The organism is Aeromonas sp. R4-1, from assembly GCF_040908325.1.
GTDB lineage: Bacteria > Pseudomonadota > Gammaproteobacteria > Enterobacterales > Aeromonadaceae > Aeromonas > Aeromonas veronii.
This window is the reverse complement of the sequence record NZ_JBFODM010000016.1, coordinates 1-23,637: the sequence shown is the minus strand read 5'-3', so window position 1 is coordinate 23,637 and position 23,637 is coordinate 1. Positions and strand designations below refer to the sequence as shown.

At 61.4% G+C, this 23,637-nt stretch carries 18 protein-coding genes; 11 read left to right on the top strand and 7 right to left on the bottom strand.

Going from position 1 to position 23,637, the window contains the following annotated elements:
* Positions 1-71: 71 nt before the first annotated feature.
* Positions 72-1,004 (top strand): carbamate kinase, encoded by a 933-nt coding sequence (arcC, locus tag AB5Y90_RS01645; RefSeq protein ID WP_368166460.1) that lies wholly within the window; start codon positions 72-74, stop codon positions 1,002-1,004.
* Positions 1,005-1,157: 153 nt separating this feature from the next.
* Here the strand turns inward: arcC and AB5Y90_RS01640 are convergent, their stop codons facing one another.
* The 4 genes from AB5Y90_RS01640 to AB5Y90_RS01625 all read right to left on the bottom strand — a co-directional run bounded on the left by AB5Y90_RS01640 (position 1,158) and on the right by AB5Y90_RS01625 (position 5,473).
* Entirely contained in the window at positions 1,158-2,381 is a 1,224-nt protein-coding gene (locus AB5Y90_RS01640) for an MFS transporter (protein ID WP_307894955.1), read from the bottom strand.
* 55 nt (positions 2,382-2,436) lie between these two features.
* Positions 2,437-3,207, bottom strand: a complete 771-nt coding sequence (locus AB5Y90_RS01635; protein WP_307894954.1) for an ABC transporter ATP-binding protein — start codon at positions 3,205-3,207, stop codon at positions 2,437-2,439.
* A complete protein-coding gene (locus tag AB5Y90_RS01630; RefSeq protein WP_320545005.1) occupies positions 3,200-4,252 on the bottom strand; it encodes an iron ABC transporter permease in 1,053 nt (350 codons plus the stop codon). Before AB5Y90_RS01630 ends, AB5Y90_RS01635 begins: the two co-directional genes overlap by 8 nt.
* A 99-nt stretch (positions 4,253-4,351) precedes the next feature.
* Positions 4,352-5,473: an ABC transporter substrate-binding protein gene (locus AB5Y90_RS01625; protein ID WP_307894951.1), complete on the bottom strand. Its 1,122-nt coding sequence runs from the start codon at positions 5,471-5,473 to the stop codon at positions 4,352-4,354.
* Between the two features lie 263 nt (positions 5,474-5,736).
* Here AB5Y90_RS01625 and AB5Y90_RS01620 point away from each other — a divergent pair, with 263 nt between their 5' ends.
* On the top strand, positions 5,737-6,660 hold the full coding sequence (locus tag AB5Y90_RS01620; protein ID WP_368166459.1) for a DMT family transporter: 924 nt from the start codon (positions 5,737-5,739) through the stop codon (positions 6,658-6,660).
* Positions 6,661-6,731: 71 nt separating this feature from the next.
* On the opposite strand, the gene yqeB is transcribed toward AB5Y90_RS01620, so the two are convergent.
* Both yqeB and yqeC read right to left on the bottom strand, forming a co-directional pair.
* A complete protein-coding gene (yqeB, locus tag AB5Y90_RS01615) occupies positions 6,732-8,324 on the bottom strand; it encodes a selenium-dependent molybdenum cofactor biosynthesis protein YqeB (protein WP_368166458.1) in 1,593 nt (530 codons plus the stop codon).
* Positions 8,325-8,363: 39 nt separating this feature from the next.
* Positions 8,364-9,200, bottom strand: a complete 837-nt coding sequence (gene yqeC, locus AB5Y90_RS01610) for a selenium cofactor biosynthesis protein YqeC (protein ID WP_307894947.1) — start codon at positions 9,198-9,200, stop codon at positions 8,364-8,366.
* Between the two features lies 1 nt (position 9,201).
* On the opposite strand from yqeC, the gene mocA reads away from it, so the two are divergent.
* From mocA to AB5Y90_RS01570, 8 genes are all read left to right on the top strand, one after another.
* The gene (gene mocA, locus AB5Y90_RS01605; RefSeq protein WP_307894946.1) at positions 9,202-9,849 is read left to right on the top strand and encodes a molybdenum cofactor cytidylyltransferase; all 648 of its coding nucleotides are present in this window, start codon (positions 9,202-9,204) and stop codon (positions 9,847-9,849) included.
* A 319-nt stretch (positions 9,850-10,168) separates the two neighbouring features.
* Positions 10,169-13,279, top strand: a complete 3,111-nt coding sequence (ygfK, locus tag AB5Y90_RS01600) for a putative selenate reductase subunit YgfK (RefSeq protein ID WP_368166457.1) — start codon at positions 10,169-10,171, stop codon at positions 13,277-13,279.
* 30 nt (positions 13,280-13,309) lie between these two features.
* A complete protein-coding gene (ssnA, locus tag AB5Y90_RS01595; protein WP_368166456.1) occupies positions 13,310-14,638 on the top strand; it encodes a putative aminohydrolase SsnA in 1,329 nt (442 codons plus the stop codon).
* A 79-nt stretch (positions 14,639-14,717) separates the two neighbouring features.
* Positions 14,718-15,494 (top strand): molybdopterin-dependent oxidoreductase FAD-binding subunit, encoded by a 777-nt coding sequence (gene ygfM, locus AB5Y90_RS01590; RefSeq protein ID WP_368166455.1) that lies wholly within the window; start codon positions 14,718-14,720, stop codon positions 15,492-15,494.
* Positions 15,491-18,388: a molybdopterin-dependent oxidoreductase Mo/Fe-S-binding subunit gene (locus AB5Y90_RS01585; RefSeq protein ID WP_368166454.1), complete on the top strand. Its 2,898-nt coding sequence runs from the start codon at positions 15,491-15,493 to the stop codon at positions 18,386-18,388. The genes ygfM and AB5Y90_RS01585 overlap by 4 nt, the downstream gene beginning before the upstream one ends.
* 95 nt (positions 18,389-18,483) lie before the next feature.
* The gene (locus AB5Y90_RS01580) at positions 18,484-20,007 is read left to right on the top strand and encodes a nucleobase:cation symporter-2 family protein (protein WP_181224059.1); all 1,524 of its coding nucleotides are present in this window, start codon (positions 18,484-18,486) and stop codon (positions 20,005-20,007) included.
* 52 nt (positions 20,008-20,059) lie between these two features.
* Entirely contained in the window at positions 20,060-21,376 is a 1,317-nt protein-coding gene (gene guaD / locus AB5Y90_RS01575) for a guanine deaminase (RefSeq protein ID WP_139429891.1), read from the top strand.
* A gap of 397 nt (positions 21,377-21,773) precedes the next feature.
* Positions 21,774-23,075, top strand: a complete 1,302-nt coding sequence (locus AB5Y90_RS01570; RefSeq protein ID WP_180343373.1) for an NCS2 family permease — start codon at positions 21,774-21,776, stop codon at positions 23,073-23,075.
* Positions 23,076-23,149: 74 nt separating this feature from the next.
* On the opposite strand, the gene AB5Y90_RS01565 is transcribed toward AB5Y90_RS01570, so the two are convergent.
* Entirely contained in the window at positions 23,150-23,284 is a 135-nt protein-coding gene (locus AB5Y90_RS01565) for a hypothetical protein (RefSeq protein ID WP_368166453.1), read from the bottom strand.
* On the opposite strand from AB5Y90_RS01565, the gene AB5Y90_RS01560 reads away from it, so the two are divergent.
* Positions 23,283-23,637 (top strand): DUF4277 domain-containing protein (locus tag AB5Y90_RS01560; RefSeq protein ID WP_368166452.1); only part of this gene is annotated, 355 nt, incomplete at its 3' end. The genes AB5Y90_RS01565 and AB5Y90_RS01560 overlap by 2 nt on opposite strands.

Sequence of the window (23,637 nt, the reverse complement as noted above, 5' to 3'; positions counted from 1 at the left end):
AGCAAGGTTATGTGAACAACGAAAGGTGGGCCGGTATCGCGCCGGCTTGTCCCATCACTGGAGATAACAAGATGAAACAGCGTATCGTACTAGCCCTGGGGGGCAACGCTCTGGGCAACAACCTGCCCGAGCAGATGAAGGCGGTGCAGAGCACGGTGCACACCATCGCTGACCTGATCGCCCTGGGGCACGAGGTGGTGGTCACCCACGGCAACGGGCCGCAGGTGGGGATGATCCAGCAGGCGTTCGAAGTGGCGGCCCGCCACGAGCCAAAATCCCCCCATCTGCCCATGTCGGTCTGTGTGGCCCTGAGTCAGGGTTATATCGGCTATGACCTGCAAAATGCCCTGCGCGAAGCCCTGCTGGAACGCGGCATTCACAAGCCGGTTGCCACGCTGGTGACCCAGGTTGAGGTGGATAAAAATGATCCCGCCTTCCTCGACCCCAGCAAGCCCATCGGCGGTTTCTTCAGCAAGGAGGAGGCCGAGGCGCTGATGGCCAAGGGCGAGCGGCTCAAAGAGGATGCCGGCCGTGGCTATCGCCGGGTGGTCGCATCCCCCAAACCCGTCGATATCATCGAGAAAGAGACCGTCTCTGCCATGCTGGCCGCCGGTCAGGTTGTGATCACCGTCGGTGGCGGCGGCATTCCGGTGCTGCGGGAGGGGAATCACCTGCGCGGTGCCAGCGCGGTGATCGACAAGGATTGGGCCAGTGCCAAGCTGGCGGAGCTTATCGACGCCGACATGTTGATCATCCTCACCGCGGTAGAGAAAGTGGCCATCAACTTCGGCAAGCCCGATGTGCAGTGGCTCGATCAGCTGAGCGTGGCCGATGCCAACAGCTTTATCGCACAGGGGCAGTTTGCCAAGGGATCCATGTTGCCCAAGGTGGAAGCGGCGCTCTCGTTTGCCACATCCCTGCCGGGGCGAAAATCCCTGATCACCTTGTTGGAGAAGGCCGCCGAGGGGATCGCTGGCAAGACCGGTACCGTGATCAGCCTGTAATCATGCGTACTGATCCACAGGGGCATCCGGCCCCCTGATAGAGTGTGGAGCCTTGGCTCCACACTCAGTTTTATTGGGATGGCGGTGACGGATCATCACTGTCGATCGTGTTCTGCAGGCCAGATGAACCGCTCTGTGGGAGTGGCAATGGGGCTAGTTGGAGTGGCGACCGGGTTTTGTGGCTGGCAGAAACCTGTAGAGGCCGATACCGGCGAGCAAACCAAACATCGCCAGCAGCAGCCAGATGACTGTGGCGGGGCGGCTGCCCGCATCCCCCAACATAAAACCGATGAGCAGGTTGCCAAAGAGCGCCATGCAGCCGCCAGCGCTGGCATAGAAGCCGTAGTAGCTGCCGAGCTGCTCGGGAGGGGCGTAGCGGGGCAGTTGGGCGGCAAAGAGCGGGAAGCAGAGAATGGATCCGAGCGATAGCAGGGCTACCTGCGTCAATACGCCTACCGTCGGCCAAGGTGCCAGCAGCGGTAGAGCCAGGTAGCTCAAGCCCATCATCCCGATACCCAACCCCATGGCGAGCGGCACTCCCATGCGCCTCTCTACCAGACGGGAGGCTGGTAGCTGGAGCAGGACGCCGATCACCGCCGAGAGGGTAAAGACGCCGCCGAGCAGGTGGGTGGTGTCCGGCAGGCTCTGGATATGGGCGGGCAGGGCGAGATAGAGCTGGTGGAACAGGATCTGGTAGCTGCCCGCCAGCAGGGTAAACACGATAAAAGGGCGCTGGCGCACTATCTCTCTCCATTGGCGTAAAATGGCGCCACGCGGACTCTGGCGGCTCACCGGGCGTTTGGGCAGCACCCGGTATTGCAGCACCCCGAGCAGGGCGAACAGGCTCGCCGCCAACAAGCCGGTCAGGGTATAGCTCTGCTGGGTCAGTGTCAGTCCGACCAGGGGCCCGAGCAGCATGCCCGCCTCGCTGGCGAGATTGTGCAGGGCAAAGGCGCGCTGACGCTGGCTCGGGTTGTGGCATTCGCTGGCAAGATACGCCTGGGCGCAAGGGGTGAACAGCGCCCCCGCAAAGCCGGTGAGGGCGGCGGCCAGCAGCAGGATGGGCAGGGACTCGGCCCAGCCGAGCAACACGAAGCCTATGGAGCGCACCAGGCAGCCCCAGACGATGGCGGGGTGATAGCCGATGCGATCCCCAAGGGTGCCTCCCAAGAGAAAGAGCCCCTGCTGGCTGAAGACCCGCATCCCCATGACCAGGCCACAGGCCCAACCGGCGAGACCCAGCCCGCTACCCATGTGCTGAGCGAGGAAGGGCATCATCATGTAGAAGCCGAGGTTGAAGGCCAGCCCGTTGGTGATAAGCAGGCGGGCTGCCGGGCTCATGCCCTGCCAGTCCCGCCAGTAGGAGGCGCTGTTCATCTTCGCCTCCCGTTTGTATGTCGGGAGGGGGCCGCAGGGGTTGTGCTGCGCTCTGTCATGAGGCCTTTCGCACGGTTCTGAGGAAGGGGATGCCGCTCTGATCGTGGCTTATCTCCACCGGCACATGGTAGAGGCGCTCGATAAGGGCCGCGTCGAGCACCCGGGCGGGGGGGCCGAAGGCCTGCAGATCGCCCCCTGCCAGCACGATAAGCTGATCGGCAAACTGGGCTGCGAGGTTGAGATCGTGCAGCACCACCAGGGTGATCCACTGCTGCTCGCGGGTCTGCTGACACAGGTGCTCCATCAGTTGCATCTGGTGGTGCAGATCCAGGGCGCTGACCGGCTCGTCCAGCATCATGATGCGGGGATCGCGCAGCAGAACCTGGGCGAACAGTACCATCTGTCGCTGGCCGCCGCTTAAGGAGTAGAGGGGGCGATCAGCCAGATGGGCGATGCCGAGCGCCTGCAGGGCGCGACCCGCCGCCAGAATGTCCTCGTCCGCCAGACGCATGGAGAGGCTGTCGAGGCGACCGAGTACCACCACTTCGATGACGCTCAAGTCCAGCTCCAGCTGGATGTTCTGGGGCATGTAGCCAAACTGCTGGCGCCACCTGGCCTGCGTCATCTGGCGGGCACTCTGGCCCCCCAGGTGGATATCGCCGCCATTCGGGGTCAGTTCACCAAACAGGGTGCGCATCAAGGAGGTCTTGCCGGTCCCGTTCGGGCCGATGATCACGTGGACTTGACCCGGATGCAGGGTGAGGTTGAGCTCTCGCAGCAGGGTCTGCTGGCCGAGGGAGAGGGAGAGTCGGGATATTTCAAGCACGTTTACGCCCCCTGCCGAGGATCAACCAGATGAAGAAGGGCACGCCAATCAGAGCGGTGACGATGCCGATGGGAAAGAGGGCCCCCGGAATAATGGACTTGGAGAGCACCGAGGCCGCCGAGAGCATGCAGGCGCCGCACAGGGCCGAGAGCGGGATCAAAAAGCGCTGATCCTCCCCCACCAACATGCGAGCAATATGGGGCGCCACCAGGCCAACGAAGCCGATGACACCGACGAAACTGGTGGCGGTGGCGGTGAGCAGGGCGACCAGGATCAGGGTCTTCATGCGCAGTCTGTCCACGTTGACACCGAGGCTGCGGGCGCGGGCTTCCCCCAGACGCAGGCTGGTGAGGGCCCAGGCATCCCGGTAGATGAGCAGGGTGCAGGTCAGGGTAACGGCGGCGGTGATGATCAGGGAGTCCCAGGTGGTGCGCATCAGGCTGCCAAACAGCCAGAACAGGATCTGCTGGTTGAGCTCGGGGGAGGAGAGAAACTGCAGCAGGGAGAGCAGGGACTGGAACAGGAACAGCAGGGCGATGCCCGCCAGGATCAGGGTCTGGCTGCTGACATGGCGCATCATGGCCAGGCCAAATAAAAGGCTCGCGGCAAACATGCAGAGGATGAAGGCGCCAGCCGGAATGGCAATCAGGGGAGGGAGCCCAAGACCGCCGGTATAGAGTGCCAGTGCGGCACCGAGCCCCGCTGCCGCCGCGAGCCCCAGGGTGTAGGGGCTGGCCAGCGGATTGTCCAGCAGGGTCTGCATCTGAACGCCGCCAAGGCCGAGTGCCGCACCGACCACCAGCGCCATCAGAGCGATGGGCAGGCGCATGTCATGGACTATGGTGCGGGTCATGGGATCGGCCTGGGCGGGGGCGAGCAGGGCATCGACCACTTCGCCCAGTGGCAGCAGAGAGGGGCCGGTGGCGATGTCGAGCACCAGGGTAATGCACAGCACCAGGGTGAGCAGCAGGAGCCAGTGCCCGCGACGGCGCTCCCGTTGCCGCTGGCGGGCGAGGGTCTGCTGGAGGGCAGCCAAATCATTCATGATGACAATCCTGAAACGGGCGCCATGAGAGGCGCCCACAAGGGTGAAAGAGGGATGAAGAGGGCTTTGCCTAGACAGGCAAAGCCCGAACGACCGGATTCAGTTTGCGTCACCCTGCTTGATGCCCAGCATAAAGGTGCCCTGGGGACGGATGGGCAGATAGCGCTGGTAAAAGCCCTGATAGGTGGCCAGGGGGTCGAGATCCTGGAACAGATCCGGGTAGAGGGCCTTGGCCATGAACTCGATGAGCGCGGCATCCATGATGCTGCGGGTGGCACCGTGATAGACCGCATAGAGGCGACCCTGCTGCACTGCGGGCAACTCGCTCCAGCCCGGGCGGGCTGCAAAGCCCTGTAGGCGCTGGCGCACGGTCTCTGCCGACACTTCCTGGCCGACCTGCATCGCCTCTGCGCTGCTCACGCTCTCGTAGCCCGCCATCAGAATGACCTCGGGTTTGCTCGCCAGCAGTTGCTCAGGATGGATGGGGCCCCAGCGCTCGACGAAGGGAGCCGCGACGTTGTCACCCCCGGCCAGCAGGGCCATCGCGCCCCACATGTCCTTACCATAGGTGTAGCTGTATTCGGCCGGTCCCTTGTCGCCCAGCTCGATATAGACCCGAGGGGGCTGGCGCTTCGCGTTGGCAACGCGGGAGGTGATGATGTCAATCTTGGCCTTGTATTCGTCGGCCATCTGTTGGGCACGAGCTTCCTGACCTGTCACCTTGCCCAGCAGCAAGGTGCTCGCAATGTGGCGCTCCAGGGTCTGGGCGTTGTAGTCGATGACCACCACCGGGATCCCGGCCTGTTCGAAGCGTGGCAGATCCGGGCCGAGGGCCTCATATTGCCACTTCGCCAGGATCAGCAGATCGGGCTTGACCGCCAGGGTCTTCTCGATGGAGAAGCTCTGATCCTGCACATTGCCAAGGTCAGGCACCTTGGCCAGTTGCGGCAGGCTAGCCACATAGAGCGACCAGATGGCGGGGCGGGACTTGACGAACCAGCCACGGGACATGCCCACCAGCCTATCAGCGCCGCCTTCACCGGCCACGGCAAGATAATCCTCGGGATAGAAACCGAGCATGATACGGCTGGCCGGCAGGCTGAGGGAGACCTTGCGGCCCATCACATCTTCTACTTCAACCGGGGGATTTGCCTGCGCCATCCAGCTCATCAGGGCGAGCTGACCGAGCAGCAGCAACTTTGCCAGGGGGTGACGAAACATCTTGTGAAAACCTTGAATGGATTTTGGGGTGAGAAGTATTAGCATTTGCATTTAATGATGGCAATCGATTTTTCCAGGGGTCACATAAGGGAGGTATATAGCGTGTTGGTCGTTCGAGGCCCACCTTGGCAAGGTTCTTCGCCAACGCCGCTCTTCAGGGGGGAGGGTAGGTTTGGGCTGTCGGCCCCCACAAGAGTAAGATGGTTCATTTCGGGGCTGGTTAGCCCGGCATGCAGGCGCACAGGCGCCAAAAAGGCAGAGTAATGAGCACAAAGATCAATATGGCGGCGCTGGGGGGACTGGTCCTGCTCACCGCCATCTGGAGTTACAGCTGGATCGTGATGAAGCAGGTGATGCTCTACGCGGGGGCCTTCGAGTTCACTGCCCTGCGCTGCCTGTGCGGTTCATTGGTGTTGTTGCTGGTATTGGCCCTGCGCGGGCGCCGTTATCTCAAACCCACCCCGTTTCGCTATACCCTCGCCATCGCATTGTTCCAGACCTGCGGCATGGTGGGGTTGGCCCAGTGGGCGCTGATCAGCGGCGGGGCGGGCAAGGTGGCCGTTCTGAGCTACACCATGCCGTTCTGGGTGGTGATCTTCGCGGCGCTCTTTCTCGGCGAGCGGATGCGCAAGCTCCACTATCTGGCGGTCGGGGTGGCCGCATGCGGGCTGCTGCTGGTGATCGAGCCCTGGCAGCTGCATCTCGATTCCATGAAGAGTGCGCTGCCGGGGATTGCCTCCGGCATCTGCTGGGGGATCAGCGCCATCATAGCCAAGCGGATGTATGTCCGCCACCCCGGGGTGGATCTGATGTCCCTCACTACCTGGCAGATGATCTACGCAACCATAGTGATGGCGCTGGTGGCGGCGCTGGTGCCGGAGCGCCCCATCGACTGGCAGCCCTACGTGATGGGGGCGCTGGCCTATAGCGCCATCTTCGCCACTGCCATCGCCTGGAGTCTCTGGCTGTTTGTGTTGAAAAAACTGCCAGCGGGGATTGCCAGCCTCAGCACCCTGGCGGTGCCGGTGACCGGCGTGCTGCTCTCCTGGTGGCTGCTTGGGGAAAATCCGGGGCCGGTGGAGGGGAGCGGTATCGCCCTTATCGTGCTGGCATTGTTGGTGATCAGTCGCAAGGGCAAACGCTCAGTGGTGTCGGTGGCGGGGGAGACCCGTATCAAGCACGGCTGAGCCGATTGCCAGAGAAGAGATAAAAAGGGCCCGCCATCATGGCGGGCCCTTCTGGTTTTAAGAACACTCTCTTATCTGCGCTGGGCCAGATGCATCATGGCTTCCAATACGGCGCCGCCGATGGCGCGTGCCTTGTCAGAGACGGTTGTGGTATCGGCGCGCTCGCCACGCGGGTCGATATCGCCAATCTTGAAGCCGATAGGCACTTCGATGCCATCGCTGAGCAGCCCCCGCACCATGCCCGAGAGCGGCGCGATAATGGGAGCGTCCCCCACATGGGCGATCACATCCCCCTCCTGTACGAGATCACCGAGCTTGATCAGGCTCCTCATCACGCCGGGGGCGGGGGCGCGCACCACCCGGCGGGCGGAGTGCCCCTCGATCACCCCGGGAATGCCGGTATTGGGCTGGGCGGGGCCCTGATAGATGACCCGCCCCAGATGGTGACCGCGGTTGGTTTCGATCACCGCATCGCAGTCGCGTCCCGCCTCAAATCCCGGGCCGAGGGCGACCGTGATGGGGGCCATCTCCTTGTGGGTGCCGAGGTTCTGCTTGGCGAGGATGGCATCCACCAGATAGCGGGGCTTGAGCTCGGTGAGGGTGGCGCAGTCGGGGTCAACCAGTAGCGGAATGATGCCCCGATCCAGCTGCTCGAACGCCTGCTCGACGCTCTCGACCCGCTTGGCGCGCACCCCTTCGACGCTGGTTTCACCATCAAACATCCCTTGAGCGAAGGCGACGGTGCGGCGGATCACCGTGGGCTTGTCGAGATCCAGCATCACCACCTTGAAACCCGCATTGTGCAGGCGCAACGCCACGCCAGTAGCGATATCGCCGGAGCCGCGCATCACCACCAGTTGATCCCGCTTGAGGCGCACGTCATCCTGCATCAGACCACCCGCTTTGCCGTTTTTCACTTGAAGCAGCTCGGCGAGGATGCTGATGGCGATCTCCTCGGGGGTCTCGGCACCTATGTTGTAGCCGATGGGGGCGTGCAGCCGCTGCAACTGCTCCTGACTCACCCCTTGTTGGCGCAGCGCCTGGGTGAAGGTCTGCACCTTGCGCTTGCTGGCGAGCAGCCCCAGATAAGCGAGGGGACGGCTGATGAGCCGATCCAGCGCCTCCTTGTCCTGATGGTTGGTGGCGATGATGACGAAGTTGGCGGGCTCGATGGCCAGTTTATCGATCACCGCGCTGATGGTATCGGCCTGCACCAGATGGGTACCGGCGGGGAAGAGGTCAGGGTTGAGGCTCCCCTCGAAGCAATCCCCTACATGGACATCAAAGCCGAGCGGCGCCGCAGCATGGGCCACAGCCCGGTTGACGTGGCCGGCACCAATGAGCACCAGCCGTGGTCGCAGACCATAGACATCGATATAGACCGACATGGCACCACCGCAATCCGACCCGACCGCATGCTCACCGTTGCGTGCCATCCGGCCGTGGAAGATACGGGGCTTGCGTTCGGCAATGGCGGCCATCGCTTCCTCGATCACCAGCCGCTCGATCATGCCGCCGCCGATGGTACCGAGGATCTGGCCATCGGCCATCACCAGCATCTGGGCCTGATGGCGCGGGGTGGAGCCCCGGCTCTCGATGATCTGGGCCATGGCAAACGGCGTGTTCTCCTGTTCCAGTCGGGCTGCGTGTGCAAACAGATTCATAAGGTACCTCTTTTCATCCTTAAAACGTCAGGGGCGAGGCTAAAGCGCCTCCCCGTGCGGAGCTGTGCAGATCAGGTGACGGATGGGGGGAGATTCGCGCACGGCCCCCTGCCAGATGGCGTGGATCTCGGGGTGGCGGCTATGCAGCTTTATCAATTCATCGAGCCACGACGCCTCATTTTGATAATCCCCATTGATAAACCAGATCCGGCGCGCCCTGGCCGGGGTGCCCTTGAACAGCCCCTCGGGGTGGGAGAGCAGTTGGTGAAACAGGGCCCAGTCGAGGGGGTCACCGGCCTCTATCCCGCACAGGGCCTGAAGCTCTGCCCAGCGGTGGATCTGCTGCGGGTCGGCCTTGGCCCCCACCATGGCGCCGCCCGTCAGGGCGATCACCCAATCACTGTGCTGAGGAATGCAAGGTTCGTGCAAAGCGGGCACTTTCAATAACTTGTGATGGGCGCCATCCGCTTCGACCAGGATGAGATCGAAGCGCTGCTGCCCCTTGATGAGATCAATCTGCTGGGGCGTGGGGCCCGCCAGCTTTCCGGTGCGCTCGTCGAGATGGCTGAACAGGGCAACCAGCGCTGGGCCATCCGGTAGCGCCTGACAGCGGGTAAGTTGACGAACGGGATCCGTCTCGATAATCAATTCCCGATAGTGTGACGGGGCAGGCAGAAACATCCGGGTGGTGGTGGTAATTAGCACCCTTTTACCCTGCTTATAAAAATATTCCGCCAGCCATAACAGGGTGCTGGTTTTTCCACCGGCCCCGCAGAGGCTAATTAAGGTGGTATGGCTATCAATATTTTTGGTGAGCGGGTTTAATAGCGGATCTATATCTGGAAATGCGACAGCAACAACGTGTGGTAGCGACATAATGACGACCAAAATAAATATCGAAGGGAGTGGAAAACAACGTTGCCAAGAACAAGAGCAGTGTGACTGTATAATAACGGCGGCGGGTTTATCTTCCCGAATGGGTACCTGGAAAATGATGCTACCTTATTGCCAGGGGACAATGCTTGATGCAAGTCTCAAAAATGCCCTGGCCTTTTGTCAGCGCGTTATTCTGGTGGTGGGCCATCGTGGCGAGGAACTTCAAGCGCGCTACGGATCACGGCCGGATATTGTTGTCGTCCACAATCCCGACTATCGGCAGGGGCTGGGCAGCTCCATCCGCTGCGCCCTGGCGGCCAGTGACGCTGACTACCTCTTTATCAGCCACGGGGATCTCCCCTGTATCCCGCGCGATGTATATCAACAGCTCTGGCAGGCACGGGGCTGTGAGACACTCTTTCCCACCTGGCTGGGGGAGGCGGGCCATCCGGTGTTGCTGCCAAAATCCCTTGCCCGCGAGCTGGCAGCGGCCCCGGTGCAGTCGTCGGTACGGCGCTGGTTGCACGGGCATCCGCACCGTATGGTACCCGTCGACAGCCCCGCCATCCTGTTTGATGTGGATACCCCGGAGCGCTATCAGGCGCTGCTGGGTGGCATTCTTGAAAATGAGAGCGAGCCCACGAAATAACCCTGTTTAAAAAGATAACGGGGAGATAAATGGCGTATCAAAGTGATATTTCTCGCACTTGATCTGATAGGGTGAGTTCTTTTTAATCAGCTCATTAAGTGAATTCCAGAGTGATTGATAACTACTCGCAATACCCATAATGGTGACATCGTAATTTCTCATCATTAATTGGAGCTGTCTCACGCTTTTACCGTAAAAAATAGTTTTGTAACTGTAGTGGCCTGATTGTTGCTCTTCTCCTTGCCAAGGGGGAACACCCGTGCGGGATACCCCATTTATTCATGCTGCCAATGGGCAGAACAGCTGCAAGGAGATAGCCATGGGCGATATTATGCGACCCGTTCCGTTCAAGAACCTGCTGACCCGTATTTTCGCGGAATATAAAGAGAGTCAGAGCATTTTCGGTATTCCCGCTGCACAATTTTATCGCAAGCAGGACGAGCGCAAGATCAAGGTGTTCGGTGAAACCTGCGAGACCCCCATCGGCCCGGCAGCTGGCCCCCATACCCAGTTGGCCCAGAACATCGTCACCTCCTGGCTGACCGGCGGGCGCTTTATCGAGCTCAAGACGGTGCAGATCCTGGACCGTCTCGAACTGGAAAAGCCCTGCATCGATGCCGAAGACGAGTGCTTCAATACCGAGTGGTCTACCGAGTTCACCCTGCCCAAGGCATTTGACGAGTATCTTAAAGCCTGGTTTGCCCTCTACCTGCTGGAGGAGGTGTTTGATCCCCGTCTCGACGGGGAGGCCAAGTCCTTCATCTTCAACATGAGCGTGGGTTACAACCTCGATGGCATCAAACAGCCACCGATGCAGCAGTTCATCCACAACCTGATTGATGCCAGCAGCACTCCGAAATTTGCCGAGTACCAGCAGGTGCTGCGCGAGCTGGTGGCCGACGAGCAGTTTATCGCCGAGCTGGGACTGGGGGCGCGCCGCGATCGCCTGCAACAGCTGGTAGATCGTATCCCGGCCAATCTGGTGCACGGCGTTACCCTCTCTACCATGCATGGTTGCCCGCCGAACGAAATTGAGGCCATCTGCCGCTACATGCTGGAAGAGAAGGGGCTCAACACCTTCGTCAAGCTGAACCCGACTCTGCTGGGCTACCCGCGGGTGCGCGAGATCCTCGATACCTGCGGCTTTGATTACATTGGTCTGAGCGAAGAGTCGTTCGATCACGACCTCAAGCTGGATCAGGCCAAGGCGATGCTGACCCGTCTGATGGCGCTGGGGGCCGAGAAAGGGCTCACCTTCGGGGTCAAGCTGACCAACACCCTTGGCACCATCAACCGCAAGGGGGCGCTGCCCGGCGATGAGATGTACATGTCCGGCCGCGCGCTGTTCCCGCTCTCCATCAACGTGGCTGCCGTGCTGTCCCGCGCCTTCGATGGCAAGCTGCCCATCTCCTACTCCGGTGGTGCCAGCAAGTTCAACATCGCCGAGATCTTCGAGATCGGTATTCGTCCCATCACCATGGCCACCGACCTGCTGAAACCGGGCGGCTACCTGCGCCAGATCGAGTGTCTCAAAGAGATAGATGCGTCGGGCAGCTGGGGCATGAGTCAGGTGGATGTGGCCAAGCTGGAGGCGCTTGCCGCCAAGGCCCTCACCATGGATTACACCCAGAAGGAGTGGAAGTCCGACGATCGCATCGAAGTGGGTGGTGGCCTGCCGCTGACCGACTGCTACGTGGCGCCCTGCGTCACTGCCTGCGCCGTGCATCAGGATATCCCCGAGTACATTCGCCTGATGGGCGAGGGGGAGTATGTGGCAGCCCTTGAGCTGATTTATCAGCGCAACGCCTTGCCTGCCATCACCAGCCACATCTGCGATCACCAGTGCCAGTACAACTGCACCCGTCTCGACTACGATAGCGCGCTCAATATCCGCGAGCTGAAAAAAGTGGCGCTGGAGCGCGGCTGGGAAGGGTACAAGGCCCGCTGGCACAAACCGGCAGGCAGTGGTGACAAGCATCCGGTGGCGGTCATTGGCGCTGGCCCGGCCGGTCTCTCCGCCGGTTACTTCCTGGCCCGCGCCGGTCACCCGGTCACCGTGTTCGAGCGCGAAGCGGACGCCGGTGGCGTGGTCAAGCACATCATCCCCGAGTTCCGCATTCCGGCCGAACTTATCCAGCATGACATCGACTTTGTCGCCGCCCACGGGGTCAAGTTCGAGTTTGGCTGCGATCCGGCGCTCACCGTCGACAAGCTGCATGCCCAAGGCTTTACCTATGTATTCGTCGGTATCGGCGCTGACAAGAACGGTGGCATGCGCCTCGAGGGGGGTCACGAGCGGATTTACAAATCCTTCCACTTCCTGCGCAGCTTCAATCAGGGCAAACCGCTGCCGCTCGGCCGCCATGTGGCAGTGATCGGTGCCGGCAACACCGCCATGGACTGTGCTCGCGCCGCCCTCAAGGTGCCCGGTGTCAGCGATGTGACCGTTATCTACCGCCGCAGCGAAAAAGAGATGCCCGCCTATCGCGAGGAGGTTCTGGAAGCGGTGGAGGATGGGGTGCGTTTCTGCTTCCTCACCAATCCGGAGCGTTTTGAGAAAGATGGCAAGCTCACCGTGCGGATGATGGCGCTGGGGGATCCTGACGAGCAGGGCCGCCGCCGTCCGGTGCCCACCGAGCAGACTGAAGTGATGCAGATGGATGCCTTGATCACCGCCATTGGCGAGCAGCCTGACTGCGAGGTACTCAAAGCGATGGGCATTCCTCTTGGCAGCGATGGCTGGCCCGAGGTGGATGGCCTGACCGGCGAAACCAGCCATCGCAACGTCTTCCTCATCGGTGACGTGCAGAGCGGCCCGTCCTCCATCGTCGGTGCCATCGGTGGTGCCCGCCGCGCCGCGGATCTGGTGCTCTCTCGCGAGCATGTCGCCAGCCAGCAGAGTGAAGTGACCATCCAGCCGTCGGGCAAGGATGAGATCTACCGACGCAAGGGGAGCATCGCCGTCACCATGGTTGACAAGAACGAGCGTGATGCCTTCGTGGCGCAAGAGGCGCACCGTTGCCTCGAGTGCAACTACCTCTGCAGCAAGTGCGTGGATGTCTGCCCCAACCGGGCCAACGTCGCCATCGCGGTGCCGGGCTTCAAAGACCAGTTCCAGACCCTGCACCTGGATGCCTACTGCAACGAATGTGGCAACTGCGCCCAGTTCTGCCCGTGGCAGGGCAAGCCCTATCAGGACAAGGTCACCATCTTCAGCCTGCCCGAGGACTTCGACAACAGCCGCAACCCCGGTTTCTATCTGGCGGATGGTGGCGAACTGCGGGTGCGTCAGGATGGCGAGACCTATCGCCTGACCATAGACGCCCAAAGCCGGATCAAGGATGCGCCAGCGGCCCTTGGCGACATGTGCCGGATCATCAGCCATGTCCATGCTCATCACCACTACCTGCTGGGGGCCGTCGAGGCCTGAGCGAACCACGAATAAGCGAAGGAGCAAACCATGTTTATTCTGAAGAACGTCACCGCTGTCCAGCTGGAGCCGACCCGGGTGCTGGAAGGGGTGGATATCGCCATCGAAGGAGCGCTTATCAAAGCGGTGGGGCCCAATCTGCGGGCCCTCTACCCGGAGGCCAACTATCGGGAGATGGGGGGCAAACTGGTGATGCCGGGCATCGTCTGTGCCCACAACCACTTCTACTCCGGCCTGTCGCGGGGGATCATGGCCAATATCGCCCCCTGCCCGGATTTTATCTCCACCCTGAAAAACCTCTGGTGGCGGCTCGATCGGGCGCTCGATGAAGAGTCCCTCTACTACAGCGGCCTCATCTGCTCGCTGGAAGCGATCAAGAGCGGCTGCAGTGCGGTGATCGACCACCACGCTTCGCCCAACTTCATCAAGGGCTCCCTGAATGTGCTGCGCAAAGGGTTTATGGAGGCGGGCCTGCGCGGCATGACCTGCTTCGAGACCACGGATCGCAACGGCGGCCTCGCCGAACTGCAGGTCGGGGTGGAGGAGAACATCCTGTTCGCCCAACAGATCGATGCGGCCAAGGCCAAGGGGAATGAACCCTATCTGGTGGAGGCCCATATCGGTGCCCACGCCCCCTTCACCGTCCCCGACGAGGGGCTGGCCATGCTGCGCGAAGCGGTGCAGGTCACCGGTCGTGGTCTGCATATCCATGTGGCGGAAGACCGCTACGACATGGCCCACGGCCACCACCACTATGGCAAGGAGCCCATCGCCCGGCTGGACGAGTTTGGCCTTATCGACAGCAAGTCGCTTGTTGCCCACGGCATCTACCTGAGCCCGGCCGACATCGAGCTGCTCAACAGTCGCGATGCCTTCCTGGTGCACAACGCCCGCTCCAACATGAACAACCATGTGGGCTACAACATGCACCTGCCTGAGTATCGCAATCTGGCGCTTGGCACCGACGGCATCGGCTCCGACATGCTCGAAGAGCTCAAGTTCGCCTACTTCAAGCACAAGGATGCCGGTGGCGCGCTGTGGCCCGACAGCTTTGCCCGCTTCCTGTGGAACGGCAACACCCTGCTGGAGCGCAACTTCGGCGCCAAATTTGGCCGCCTGGAGCCGGGTTACAAGGCCGACCTCACCATTTGCGACTACGACGCACCGACCCCGCTGGCGCCGCGCAACCTCGGCGGACATCTCGCCTTTGGTATGGGATCGAACAACGTCAACAGCGTGATGGTGGAGGGGCGCATGGTCTATCAAGACCGCGAGTTCCCGTTCGATGTCGCGCCCCTTTACGAGCAGGCCAGCAAGGTGGCGAGCCGCCTGTGGCAACGGATGGATCAGCTGGCCTAGGCCACCTTCCACAGTTTTGGACCGGATTGCCCGCCCTGTGGATCACCCCGGCGGCGGGCAGCAAGAGTAAGGACGACACATGATTGAGCAATTTTTCCGACCCGAGCAACTGGGTCAGGCTTTGGAACTCAAGGCCAGTTTCGGCAACGACGCCGTCTACATGGGAGGCGGCAGCAAGCTTAACGCCGCTCCGACTCGCACCGACAAGAAGGTAGCTATCTCACTGGACAAGCTGGGACTGAACCAGATTGAGCAGCAGCACGGCCAGCTCCATATCGGCGCCACCGTCACCTTGCAGACCCTGAAAGATGCTCCCCGTACCCCGGCCGCCCTGTGCGACGCGCTGGGGTTTGTCTACTCCCGCCATCTGCGCAATCAGGCCACCCTCGGCGGTGAAATTGCTTGCCAGCAGCAGGACTCCCCCTTGCTGCCGGTGTTGCTGGTGCTCGAAGCCGTGGTGGTGCTGGAGAAAAACCTGTTGCAACCCATCGACGCCTATCTGGCGGGGCAGCGCAATGCCCTGGTGCTCGGAGTTGTGCTGCCGGAGCCTGAATTGCGCTGCGCCACTCGCCGCATCAGCCGCAATGCCGATGGCTTGGCGGTTATGACCGCCGCCGTGGCCCTCGACAGCATTGGCGAGATGCGGGTGGCCGTCGCTGGCGTCACCCCGCAGCCGATGCGCCTGCGGGATCTGGAGCGCCGCGAACTGCACGATGCCGCGCTGGAAGCCGCCGTGAGCGAGCTGATCTCGCCCCGTGAGGATCTGGCGGGCAGCGTGAGTTACAAGCGGTATATCACCGGTGTGGTAGTGGCGGATCTGCTGGTGGACTGCCAGCAGCAGGAGGTGCAAGCATGATGGAACTCAACTTCACACTGAACGGTGCCCTGCGCACCGTCATCTGCAAGGCCGGTGACAATGCCCAGCGGGTGCTGTTCAATCAGTGCCGGATGCACTCGGTGCGCAACAGTGACGACGGCTTCGGTTTTGCTGGCTCCGACGCCATTCTCTTCAACGGCAAGGTGATCAACGCCTCCCTGCTGATCGCCGCTCAGCTGGATGGATCCGACGTGCGTACCGCCGAGTCGCTGGGCAGCTGGAACCAGCTCAGTCTGGTGCAGCAGGCGATGGTAGATGTGGGCGTGGTGCAGTCGGGTTACAACGATCCGGCTGCGGCGCTCATCGTCACCGACCTGCTTGATCGCCACCCCGAGCCTACCCGTGATCAAATCGACGATGCCCTCTCAGGCCTCTTTCACCGCGATGGCGGTTATCAGCAGTTTTATCAGGCCATCGAGCTTGCCTGTTCACGGATGAAGGATCCCGATCACCTGTGCCAGATCGCCCCCGAGTTTCGCGACGATTTGCGCCATATCGGCAAGAGCTGTCCGAAAGTGGACGCCGCCAAGATGGTGCAGGCCAAGCCCTGCTACGTGGAGGACAGGGTTACCGAGGATGCACTGATCATCAAGATGTTGCGCAGCCCCCATCCTCATGCGGTGATCACCAAACTCGATGTGAGCCGCGCCGAGGCGCTGCCGGGCGTCGTGCATGTCATCACCCACCTCAACTGCCCGGATGTGTTTTACACCCCGGGTGGTCAGAGTGCTCCCGAGCCGTCACCGCTTGATCGCCGTATGTTCAGCCGCAAGGTGCGCCACGTAGGTGACAGGGTCGCCGCCGTGGTGGCCGAGAGCGAAGCCATCGCATTGGCGGCGCTGAAACTCATCGAGGTCGAGTATCAGGTGCTGCCGGCGGTCATGAATATCGATGAGGCGATGGCCCCCAATGCACCGCTGGTCCACGACGAGCCCATCGTCTACATGGCAGGTGCGCCGGCGGATCTCGAGCAGCAGAACGCCTGCTCGGTGCGCCGCGGCGACGAGCACATGATCATCAACTTCCCCATCGGTTCCCGTCCGCACGAGAACCTGGCCGCCAGCGTCCATGGCCAGATCGGCGATGTAGCCAAGGGCTTTGCAGAGGCGGACGAGATTATCGAACGCACCTACGAATCGACCCAGGCCCAGCAGTGCCCGACCGAGCCGCACATCTGCTTCACCTACATGGATGGGGATCGTCTGGTCATTCATGCATCCACCCAGGTGCCGTGGCACGTGCGCCGTCAGGTGGCGCGTATCGTCGGCCTCAAGCAACATCAGGTGCACGTGATCAAGGAGCGGGTAGGAGGCGGCTTTGGCTCCAAGCAGGATATTCTGCTGGAAGAGGTGTGCGCCTGGGCGACCAAGGTCACCGGCCGTCCCGTCACCTTCCGCTACACCCGTGAAGAGGAGTTCATCAGCAACACCTCCCGCCACGTGGCCAAGGTGAAGGTGAAAGTGGGGGCCAAGAAAGATGGCACCATCACCGCCATCGAGATGGATTTTCGCGCCAACACCGGCCCTTACGGCAACCACTCTCTGACGGTGCCGAGCAACGGCCCGGCGCTCTCCCTGCCGCTGTATCCGTGCGACAACGTGCGCTTTACCGTCAACACCTACTACAGCAACATCTGCCCGACTGGCGCCTATCAGGGTTATGGCGCGCCCAAGGGCAACTTCGCGCTGACCATGGCCATTGCCGAACTTGCCGAGAAACTGGGTATCGATCAGCTCGACATGGTGGAGCACAACCGGGTGCACGAAGGGGACATCCTCAAGGTGCTGGGTGCCATCGGCGAGGGCAAGATGCCTACCTCTGTGCCCCATGCGGCCAGCTGTGCCCTCGAGCCCATCCTCAAACAGGGTCGCGAACTGATTGCCTGGGATAGCCCTAAACCCGCTGACGGGGATTGGCGCATCGGTCGTGGCGTCGCCATCATCATGCAAAAATCGGGGATCCCGGATATCGATCAGGCCAACTGCATGGTCAAGCTGGAATCTGACGGCACCTTTATCGTCCACTCCGGTGGCGCCGATATCGGCACCGGCCTCGATACCGTGGTCGCCAAGCTGACCGCCGAGGTGCTCGGTTGCCCGCTCAGCGATGTGCATGTGATCTCTGGCGACACCGACCACGCCCTGTTCGACAAGGGGGCCTACGCCTCGTCCGGTACCTGCTTCTCCGGCAATGCAGCCAAGATGGCGGCCGAGAACCTCAAGGCGAAGATCCTGTTCCACGGCGCCGCCATGCTGGGCGAGCCGGTGGAGGATGTGGAGCTGGTTCACCCGGGGATCGTGCGCGGCAAGCAGGGGGAGGTGAGCCTCGCCAAGCTGGCCCACAAGGCCGAGACCGGTACCGGCTTCGGCATTCTGGTGGGCACCGCCAGCTACATTACTTCGGAGCTTGCCTTCCCGTACGGGGCCAACTTCGCCGAGGTGGCGGTCAACGTCAGAACCGGCGAGATCCGTCTCGACAAGTTCTACGCCCTGCTCGACTGCGGCACCCCCATCAACCCGGAGCTGGCCCTCGGCCAGATCTACGGGGCGACCATGCGGGCCATCGGCCACACCATGACCGAAGAGATCTGCTATGACAGCAAGGGCATCCCGCTCACCCGGGATCTGAAGAGCTATGGCGCACCCAAGATTGGCGATATTCCGCGCGACTTCCTGGCCTTCCTGGTACCGAGTGATGACAAGGTCGGCCCTTACGGCGCCAAGTCCATCTCGGAGATCGGAGTGAACGGGGCCGCGCCCGCCATCGCCACCGCCATCCATGACGCTTGCGGTGTCTGGCTGCGCAAGTGGCACTTCACGCCGGAGCAGATCCTGCGCGAACTGGGCAAGCTGGAGCAAAAAGTGTCGGCATAACAAAAGAAAAGGTGAGGGGCGGGCGCCAGCTCGCCCCCAGCGCCTGACGGCGGAATGAGTACTCCGCCTACATTCTGTGTGATGGGACAAACACGATGTCTAAAACAACACGCAAGCACTCGGATCTCATTTACGAGCTGGAAGACAAACCCCCGTTTTATCAAACCTTGATGGGCGCAGTGACCCATCTGCTGGCCATTTTTGTCCCTATGGTGACCCCGGCGCTGATCGTCGGCGGCGCCCTGGGCCTCTCCACCGAGACTACCGCCTATCTGGTCTCCATGGCGATGATCGCCTCCGGTATCGGCACCTGGCTGCAGGTGAACCGTTATGGCCCCATCGGGTCTGGGCTGCTCTCCATCCAGTCGGTCAACTTCTCCTTCGTCACCGTGATGATCGCGCTCGGCGGCGCCATGAAAAAAGATGGCATCCACGAGGAGCTGATCGTCTCGACCCTGCTCGGGGTCTCCTTTGTCGGCGCCTTTCTGGTGATGGGCTCCTCCTTCGTGCTGCCCTATCTCAAGCGGGTGATCACCCCGACCGTGAGCGGGGTAGTGGTGCTGATGATTGGCCTGAGCCTTATCAAGGTAGGGATCATCGACTTTGGCGGCGGCTTCTCCGCCATGAGCAGCGGCACCTTTGGCAAATACGAGCACATCGGGCTGGGGCTTTTGGTGCTCTGCGTCATCGTTGCCTTCAACTGCAGCCGAAGCCCGCTGCTGCGGATGAGCGGCATTGCCATCGGCCTGATGGTGGGTTATGCGGTGGCCCTGATGCTCGGCATGGTGGATTTTTCAGCCCTTGAGAACCTGCCACTTATTACGGTGCCGATCCCGTTCAAGTACGGTTTCTCCTTCGACTTCCACGCCTTTATGTTGGCGGGCACCATCTATCTGTTGAGCGTGCTGGAGGCGGTGGGGGACATCACCGCCACCGCCATGGTCTCCCACCGGGATATTCAGGGTCCCGAGTTTCAAAAACGGCTATCCGGCGGCGTGCTGGCTGATGGGTTGGTGTCGGTGATCGCCTCTGCCCTCGGCTCTTTGCCACTCACCACCTTTGCCCAGAACAACGGCGTCATCCAGATGACCGGGGTGGCCTCACGCCATGTGGGCAAGTTTATCGCCGTCATCCTGGTGCTGCTGGGGCTCTTCCCCGTAGTAGGGCGCTTCTTTACCACCATACCGTCACCTGTGATGGGGGGCGCCATGGTCATCATGTTCTCGATGATCGCCATCGCCGGTGGTCGCATCATCATCAGCCACGGCTTCGATCGGCGGGAGACTCTGATTGTCGCCACCTCGCTTGGCCTTGGGCTCGGTGTTTCCTATGACCCGAACGTCTTCAAGGTGCTGCCAGCGGGTATTTACATGCTGGTGGAGAACCCCATCTGCGCTGGCGGCATCACCGCCATCATCATGAATCTGGTGCTGCCGCAAAGCCGCAAACGCAAGGCGGCCGTCAGGGATGCCGAGGCGGTGGAGGTGATCCAGCTGAGCGACAAGCCGGATGTGAGCTTTACCGCCCGCAGTGCGGGCCAGCCATCGGCCAGCAAGGGTGAGGGGTCACCAGAGCCAGTGCCCGGGCAGGCGGTGGCGCCACAAGTGGAACGGGTCTGACGGTTAAATCGGCAAAAAACGTCAACAGAACAAGAAAAACAGGGAAACGGTTATGAAAAACGACAACTCTGTCAAAGCGGTACGCGGCAGTTTCTTCGATATCACCCGGGTGGTGGATCAGCCCGAGGAGATTGAGTCCAACGCCCGCCTTATCGAGGATGGTCTGCTGATCATTCGCAACGGTTGCATCGACTGGTTCGGTGAGTGGGAGGAGGGGAAAGATCGCATTCCGGCCGAAGTGCGGGTGCGCGATTATCGCGGCAAGATGATAGTGCCCGGCTTTGTCGATACCCACATTCACTATCCCCAGAGCGAGATGGTAGGGGCCTATGGCGAGCAGCTGCTGGAGTGGCTCAACCGCCACACCTTCCCCGCCGAGCGGCGCTACAACGATCTCGAGTATGCCCGCGAGATGTCCACCTTCTTTATCAAGCAGTTGCTGCGAAACGGCACCACCACGGCGCTGGTGTTCGGCACCGTTCACCCCGAGTCGGTGGATGCCCTGTTCGAGGCGGCCAGTCGCATCAATATGCGAATGATCGCGGGCAAGGTAATGATGGATCGCAACGCGCCCGACTATCTGCTCGATACCGCCGAGAGCAGCTATGAACAGAGCAAGCAGCTTATCGAGCGTTGGCATGGTAACGGTCGACTTCTATATGCCATCACACCGCGATTTGCACCCACCTCGACACCCGAGCAACTGGCGATGGCGCGGCGACTGCGCGAAGAGTTTCCCACCACCTATCTGCACACCCATCTGTGCGAGAACAAGGATGAGATCGCCTGGGTCAAATCCCTCTTTCCGGCGCACAAGGGTTATCTCGATGTCTATCACCAGCATGGCCTGACCGGCCACAACTGTGTGTTTGCCCACTGCGTCCATCTGGAAGAGCAGGAGTGGGATTGCCTGAAGGAGACCGGCTCCACCATCGCCTTCTGCCCCACATCGAATCTTTATCTGGGCAGCGGCCTGTTCAAGCTGCACAAGGCGTGGCGCAAGCAGGTGAAGGTGGGGATGGGCACCGACATCGGCGCGGGCACCACCTTCAACATGCTGCAGACCCTCAACGAGGCTTACAAGGTGATGCAACTGCAGGGCGAACGGCTCTCGGCCTATCAGGCCTTCTATCTAGCCACCCTGGGCGGCGCCCATTCGCTGGGGCTGGACGAGAAGATCGGCAGCTTTGCGGTGGGCAAGGAGGCGGACTTCGTGGTGCTCGACCCGGTCGCCACCCCGCTGCAGCAGCTGCGTTATGACAACTCCACCACCCTGCGGGACAAGCTCTTTGTGTTGCTGACCCTGGGGGATGACAGATCCATCTACCGCACCTATGTGGATGGCCAACTGGTGCATGAACGGGGGTAGGGGCTGGAGTGGGCTGCCGCGGCGCAGCTCCAACGAATACGGCGGCTGGCGTGCTCCACAGGGGCGCCAGTCTTGCCGCACGACAGGGGATCTCCCCGCATAGAACGTGAAATGGCCCGGTTTTTTTGACCATCAAGGCAAACGTTTGAGTCAAGGCTGCCTGCCCTGGTCTGTCTGTCGCATCCTCTGCCACCATCGCCTGTTTCTCATCAGACTGGCGCTCGGCAGACCCGCAGATCCTGTCGCCATTTCGTCATGGAACATTCAGGCGCGTGTGAAGGAGTTGGGTATGACCCAAGCAAACAGCAGGACAAACAGCGTGGAACAGCTGGCCAATGATGACGCCAGCCAGAGCGCAGCAAAGCAACAGCCGCTCACGGCTCTTGATCGCTACTTTATGATCAGCGAGCGGGGCAGCAACGTCAGACAGGAGGTGCTGGCGGGCCTCACCACCTTCCTTGCCATGGTCTACTCGGTGATCGTGGTGCCGAGCATGCTCGGCAAGGCGGGCTTTCCTCCCGGCGCCGTGTTTGTCGCCACCTGTCTGGTGGCGGGGTTCGGTTCACTCTTGATGGGACTTTGGGCCAAGCTGCCGATGGCCATCGGCTGCGCTATTTCCCTCACGGCGTTTACCGCCTTCAGTCTGGTGCTGGGGCAGCAGATCCCCATTCCGGTGGCGCTGGGGGCCGTCTTCCTGATGGGGGTACTGTTTACCGCCATCTCGGTGACCGGGGTGCGTAGCTGGATCCTCGACAACCTGCCGATGGGGATTGCCCACGGCACCGGCATCGGTATCGGTCTCTTCCTGCTGCTTATTGCCGCCAACGGGGTGGGGCTGGTGATCAAGAACCCGCTGGAGGGGCTGCCGGTGGCGCTGGGGGCTTTTACCTCCATGCCGGTCATCATGTCCCTGATCGGCCTTGCGGTGATCTTCGGGCTGGAGAAGCTGAGAGTACCGGGGGGGATCCTGCTGGTGATCATCGCCATCTCCATCTTCGGCCTTATCTTCGATCCGGCGGTGAAGTATCAGGGGCTGTTCGCCCTGCCGAGCCTCTCGGACGATCAGGGCAAGTCCCTCATCTTCAGTCTGGATATCATGGGGGCCCTCTCGCCGCTGGTGTTGCCCAGCGTGCTGGCGCTGGTGATGACGGCGGTATTCGATGCCACCGGTACCATCCGCGCCGTGGCAGGGCAGGCCAACCTGCTGGATAAGGATGGTCACATCATCAACAGCGGCAAGGCGCTCAGTGCCGACTCGGTCAGCAGCATCTTCTCCAGTTTGGTGGGGGCGGCCCCGGCTGCCGTCTATATCGAATCGGCCGCGGGCACGGCGGCGGGGGGCAAAACCGGCCTGACCGCGACCGTGGTGGGCGGCCTGTTCCTGCTGATGCTGTTCCTCTCGCCGCTCTCCTATCTGGTGCCCGCCTATGCCACCGCACCGGCCCTGATGTATGTGGGGCTCTTGATGCTGAGCAACGTCACCAAGCTCGATTTCGATGACTTTGTCGGGGCCATGTCCGGGCTGGTATGCGCCGTCTTTATCGTACTCACCTGCAACATCGTGACCGGCATCATGCTTGGCTTCAGCTCGCTGGTGATCGGCCGCATCTGCTCGAAGGAGTGGCACAAACTCAACGTAGGCACCGTGGTCATCGCCCTGGCACTGGTGCTCTTTTATGCTGGGGGGTGGGCTATTTAGGGATAACCCGCCCGTTTGGGGTCGCACTGGCGGCCCCATTTTTATATCTGCAGCGCTCTGACCGTCAACGCTGGTTACCATGCCTTAGCCGCTGGTGCCATCGCGATACCATTTTGATCCGTCATTCCGCACCTAATTTTGGCTTTTTCAAAGCTTGACGGCGATCGGCCATTCTGATCTATTACTCTCTTTTGCAGGTAGATCATCATGGCCGCTCCCGCTATCTCTATCCGTAACCTCGATCACCTTGGTTTGGTCGCCGCACTCTGCCAAGAACTGGGCATTGCCCGCATGATCGATGCCGTGCTCCCCAAAACGCCCCCTTTCAAGGTCTCACATGGTCAAGCGCTGGTCGCCATGATAGTGAACGGCCTGGGCTTTCACAGCAGCACCCTGCACATGTTCCCGCAATTCTTCGCTAACAAGCCGGTTGAGCGCCTGATCGGCCCCGGGATCTGTGCTGATGACCTCAATGATGATGTGCTCGGGCGCTGTCTCGATGCCCTCTTCGACGCCGATGTCAGCACCTTGTATCAGGTGATGGCGGCGCAAGTCGTCGAGC

What these genes read in the sequence shown, in the direction of transcription:
- guaD (WP_139429891.1), top strand. Translation starts at nt 20,060, where the DNA reads ATGAAAAACGACAACTCTGTCAAAGCGGTACGCGGCAGTTTCTTCGAT.
- ssnA (WP_368166456.1), top strand. Translation starts at nt 13,310, where the DNA reads ATGTTTATTCTGAAGAACGTCACCGCTGTCCAGCTGGAGCCGACCCGG.
- AB5Y90_RS01585 (WP_368166454.1), top strand. Translation starts at nt 15,491, where the DNA reads ATGATGGAACTCAACTTCACACTGAACGGTGCCCTGCGCACCGTCATC.
- AB5Y90_RS01565 (WP_368166453.1), bottom strand. Translation starts at nt 23,284, where the DNA reads ATGATGATCTACCTGCAAAAGAGAGTAATAGATCAGAATGGCCGATCG.
- yqeC (WP_307894947.1), bottom strand. Translation starts at nt 9,200, where the DNA reads ATGTCGCTACCACACGTTGTTGCTGTCGCATTTCCAGATATAGATCCG.
- AB5Y90_RS01580 (WP_181224059.1), top strand. Translation starts at nt 18,484, where the DNA reads ATGTCTAAAACAACACGCAAGCACTCGGATCTCATTTACGAGCTGGAA.
- AB5Y90_RS01640 (WP_307894955.1), bottom strand. Translation starts at nt 2,381, where the DNA reads ATGAACAGCGCCTCCTACTGGCGGGACTGGCAGGGCATGAGCCCGGCA.
- AB5Y90_RS01630 (WP_320545005.1), bottom strand. Translation starts at nt 4,252, where the DNA reads ATGAATGATTTGGCTGCCCTCCAGCAGACCCTCGCCCGCCAGCGGCAA.
- AB5Y90_RS01620 (WP_368166459.1), top strand. Translation starts at nt 5,737, where the DNA reads ATGAGCACAAAGATCAATATGGCGGCGCTGGGGGGACTGGTCCTGCTC.
- ygfK (WP_368166457.1), top strand. Translation starts at nt 10,169, where the DNA reads ATGGGCGATATTATGCGACCCGTTCCGTTCAAGAACCTGCTGACCCGT.
- mocA (WP_307894946.1), top strand. Translation starts at nt 9,202, where the DNA reads ATGACGACCAAAATAAATATCGAAGGGAGTGGAAAACAACGTTGCCAA.
- arcC (WP_368166460.1), top strand. Translation starts at nt 72, where the DNA reads ATGAAACAGCGTATCGTACTAGCCCTGGGGGGCAACGCTCTGGGCAAC.
- AB5Y90_RS01570 (WP_180343373.1), top strand. Translation starts at nt 21,774, where the DNA reads ATGATCAGCGAGCGGGGCAGCAACGTCAGACAGGAGGTGCTGGCGGGC.
- yqeB (WP_368166458.1), bottom strand. Translation starts at nt 8,324, where the DNA reads ATGAATCTGTTTGCACACGCAGCCCGACTGGAACAGGAGAACACGCCG.
- AB5Y90_RS01625 (WP_307894951.1), bottom strand. Translation starts at nt 5,473, where the DNA reads ATGTTTCGTCACCCCCTGGCAAAGTTGCTGCTGCTCGGTCAGCTCGCC.
- ygfM (WP_368166455.1), top strand. Translation starts at nt 14,718, where the DNA reads ATGATTGAGCAATTTTTCCGACCCGAGCAACTGGGTCAGGCTTTGGAA.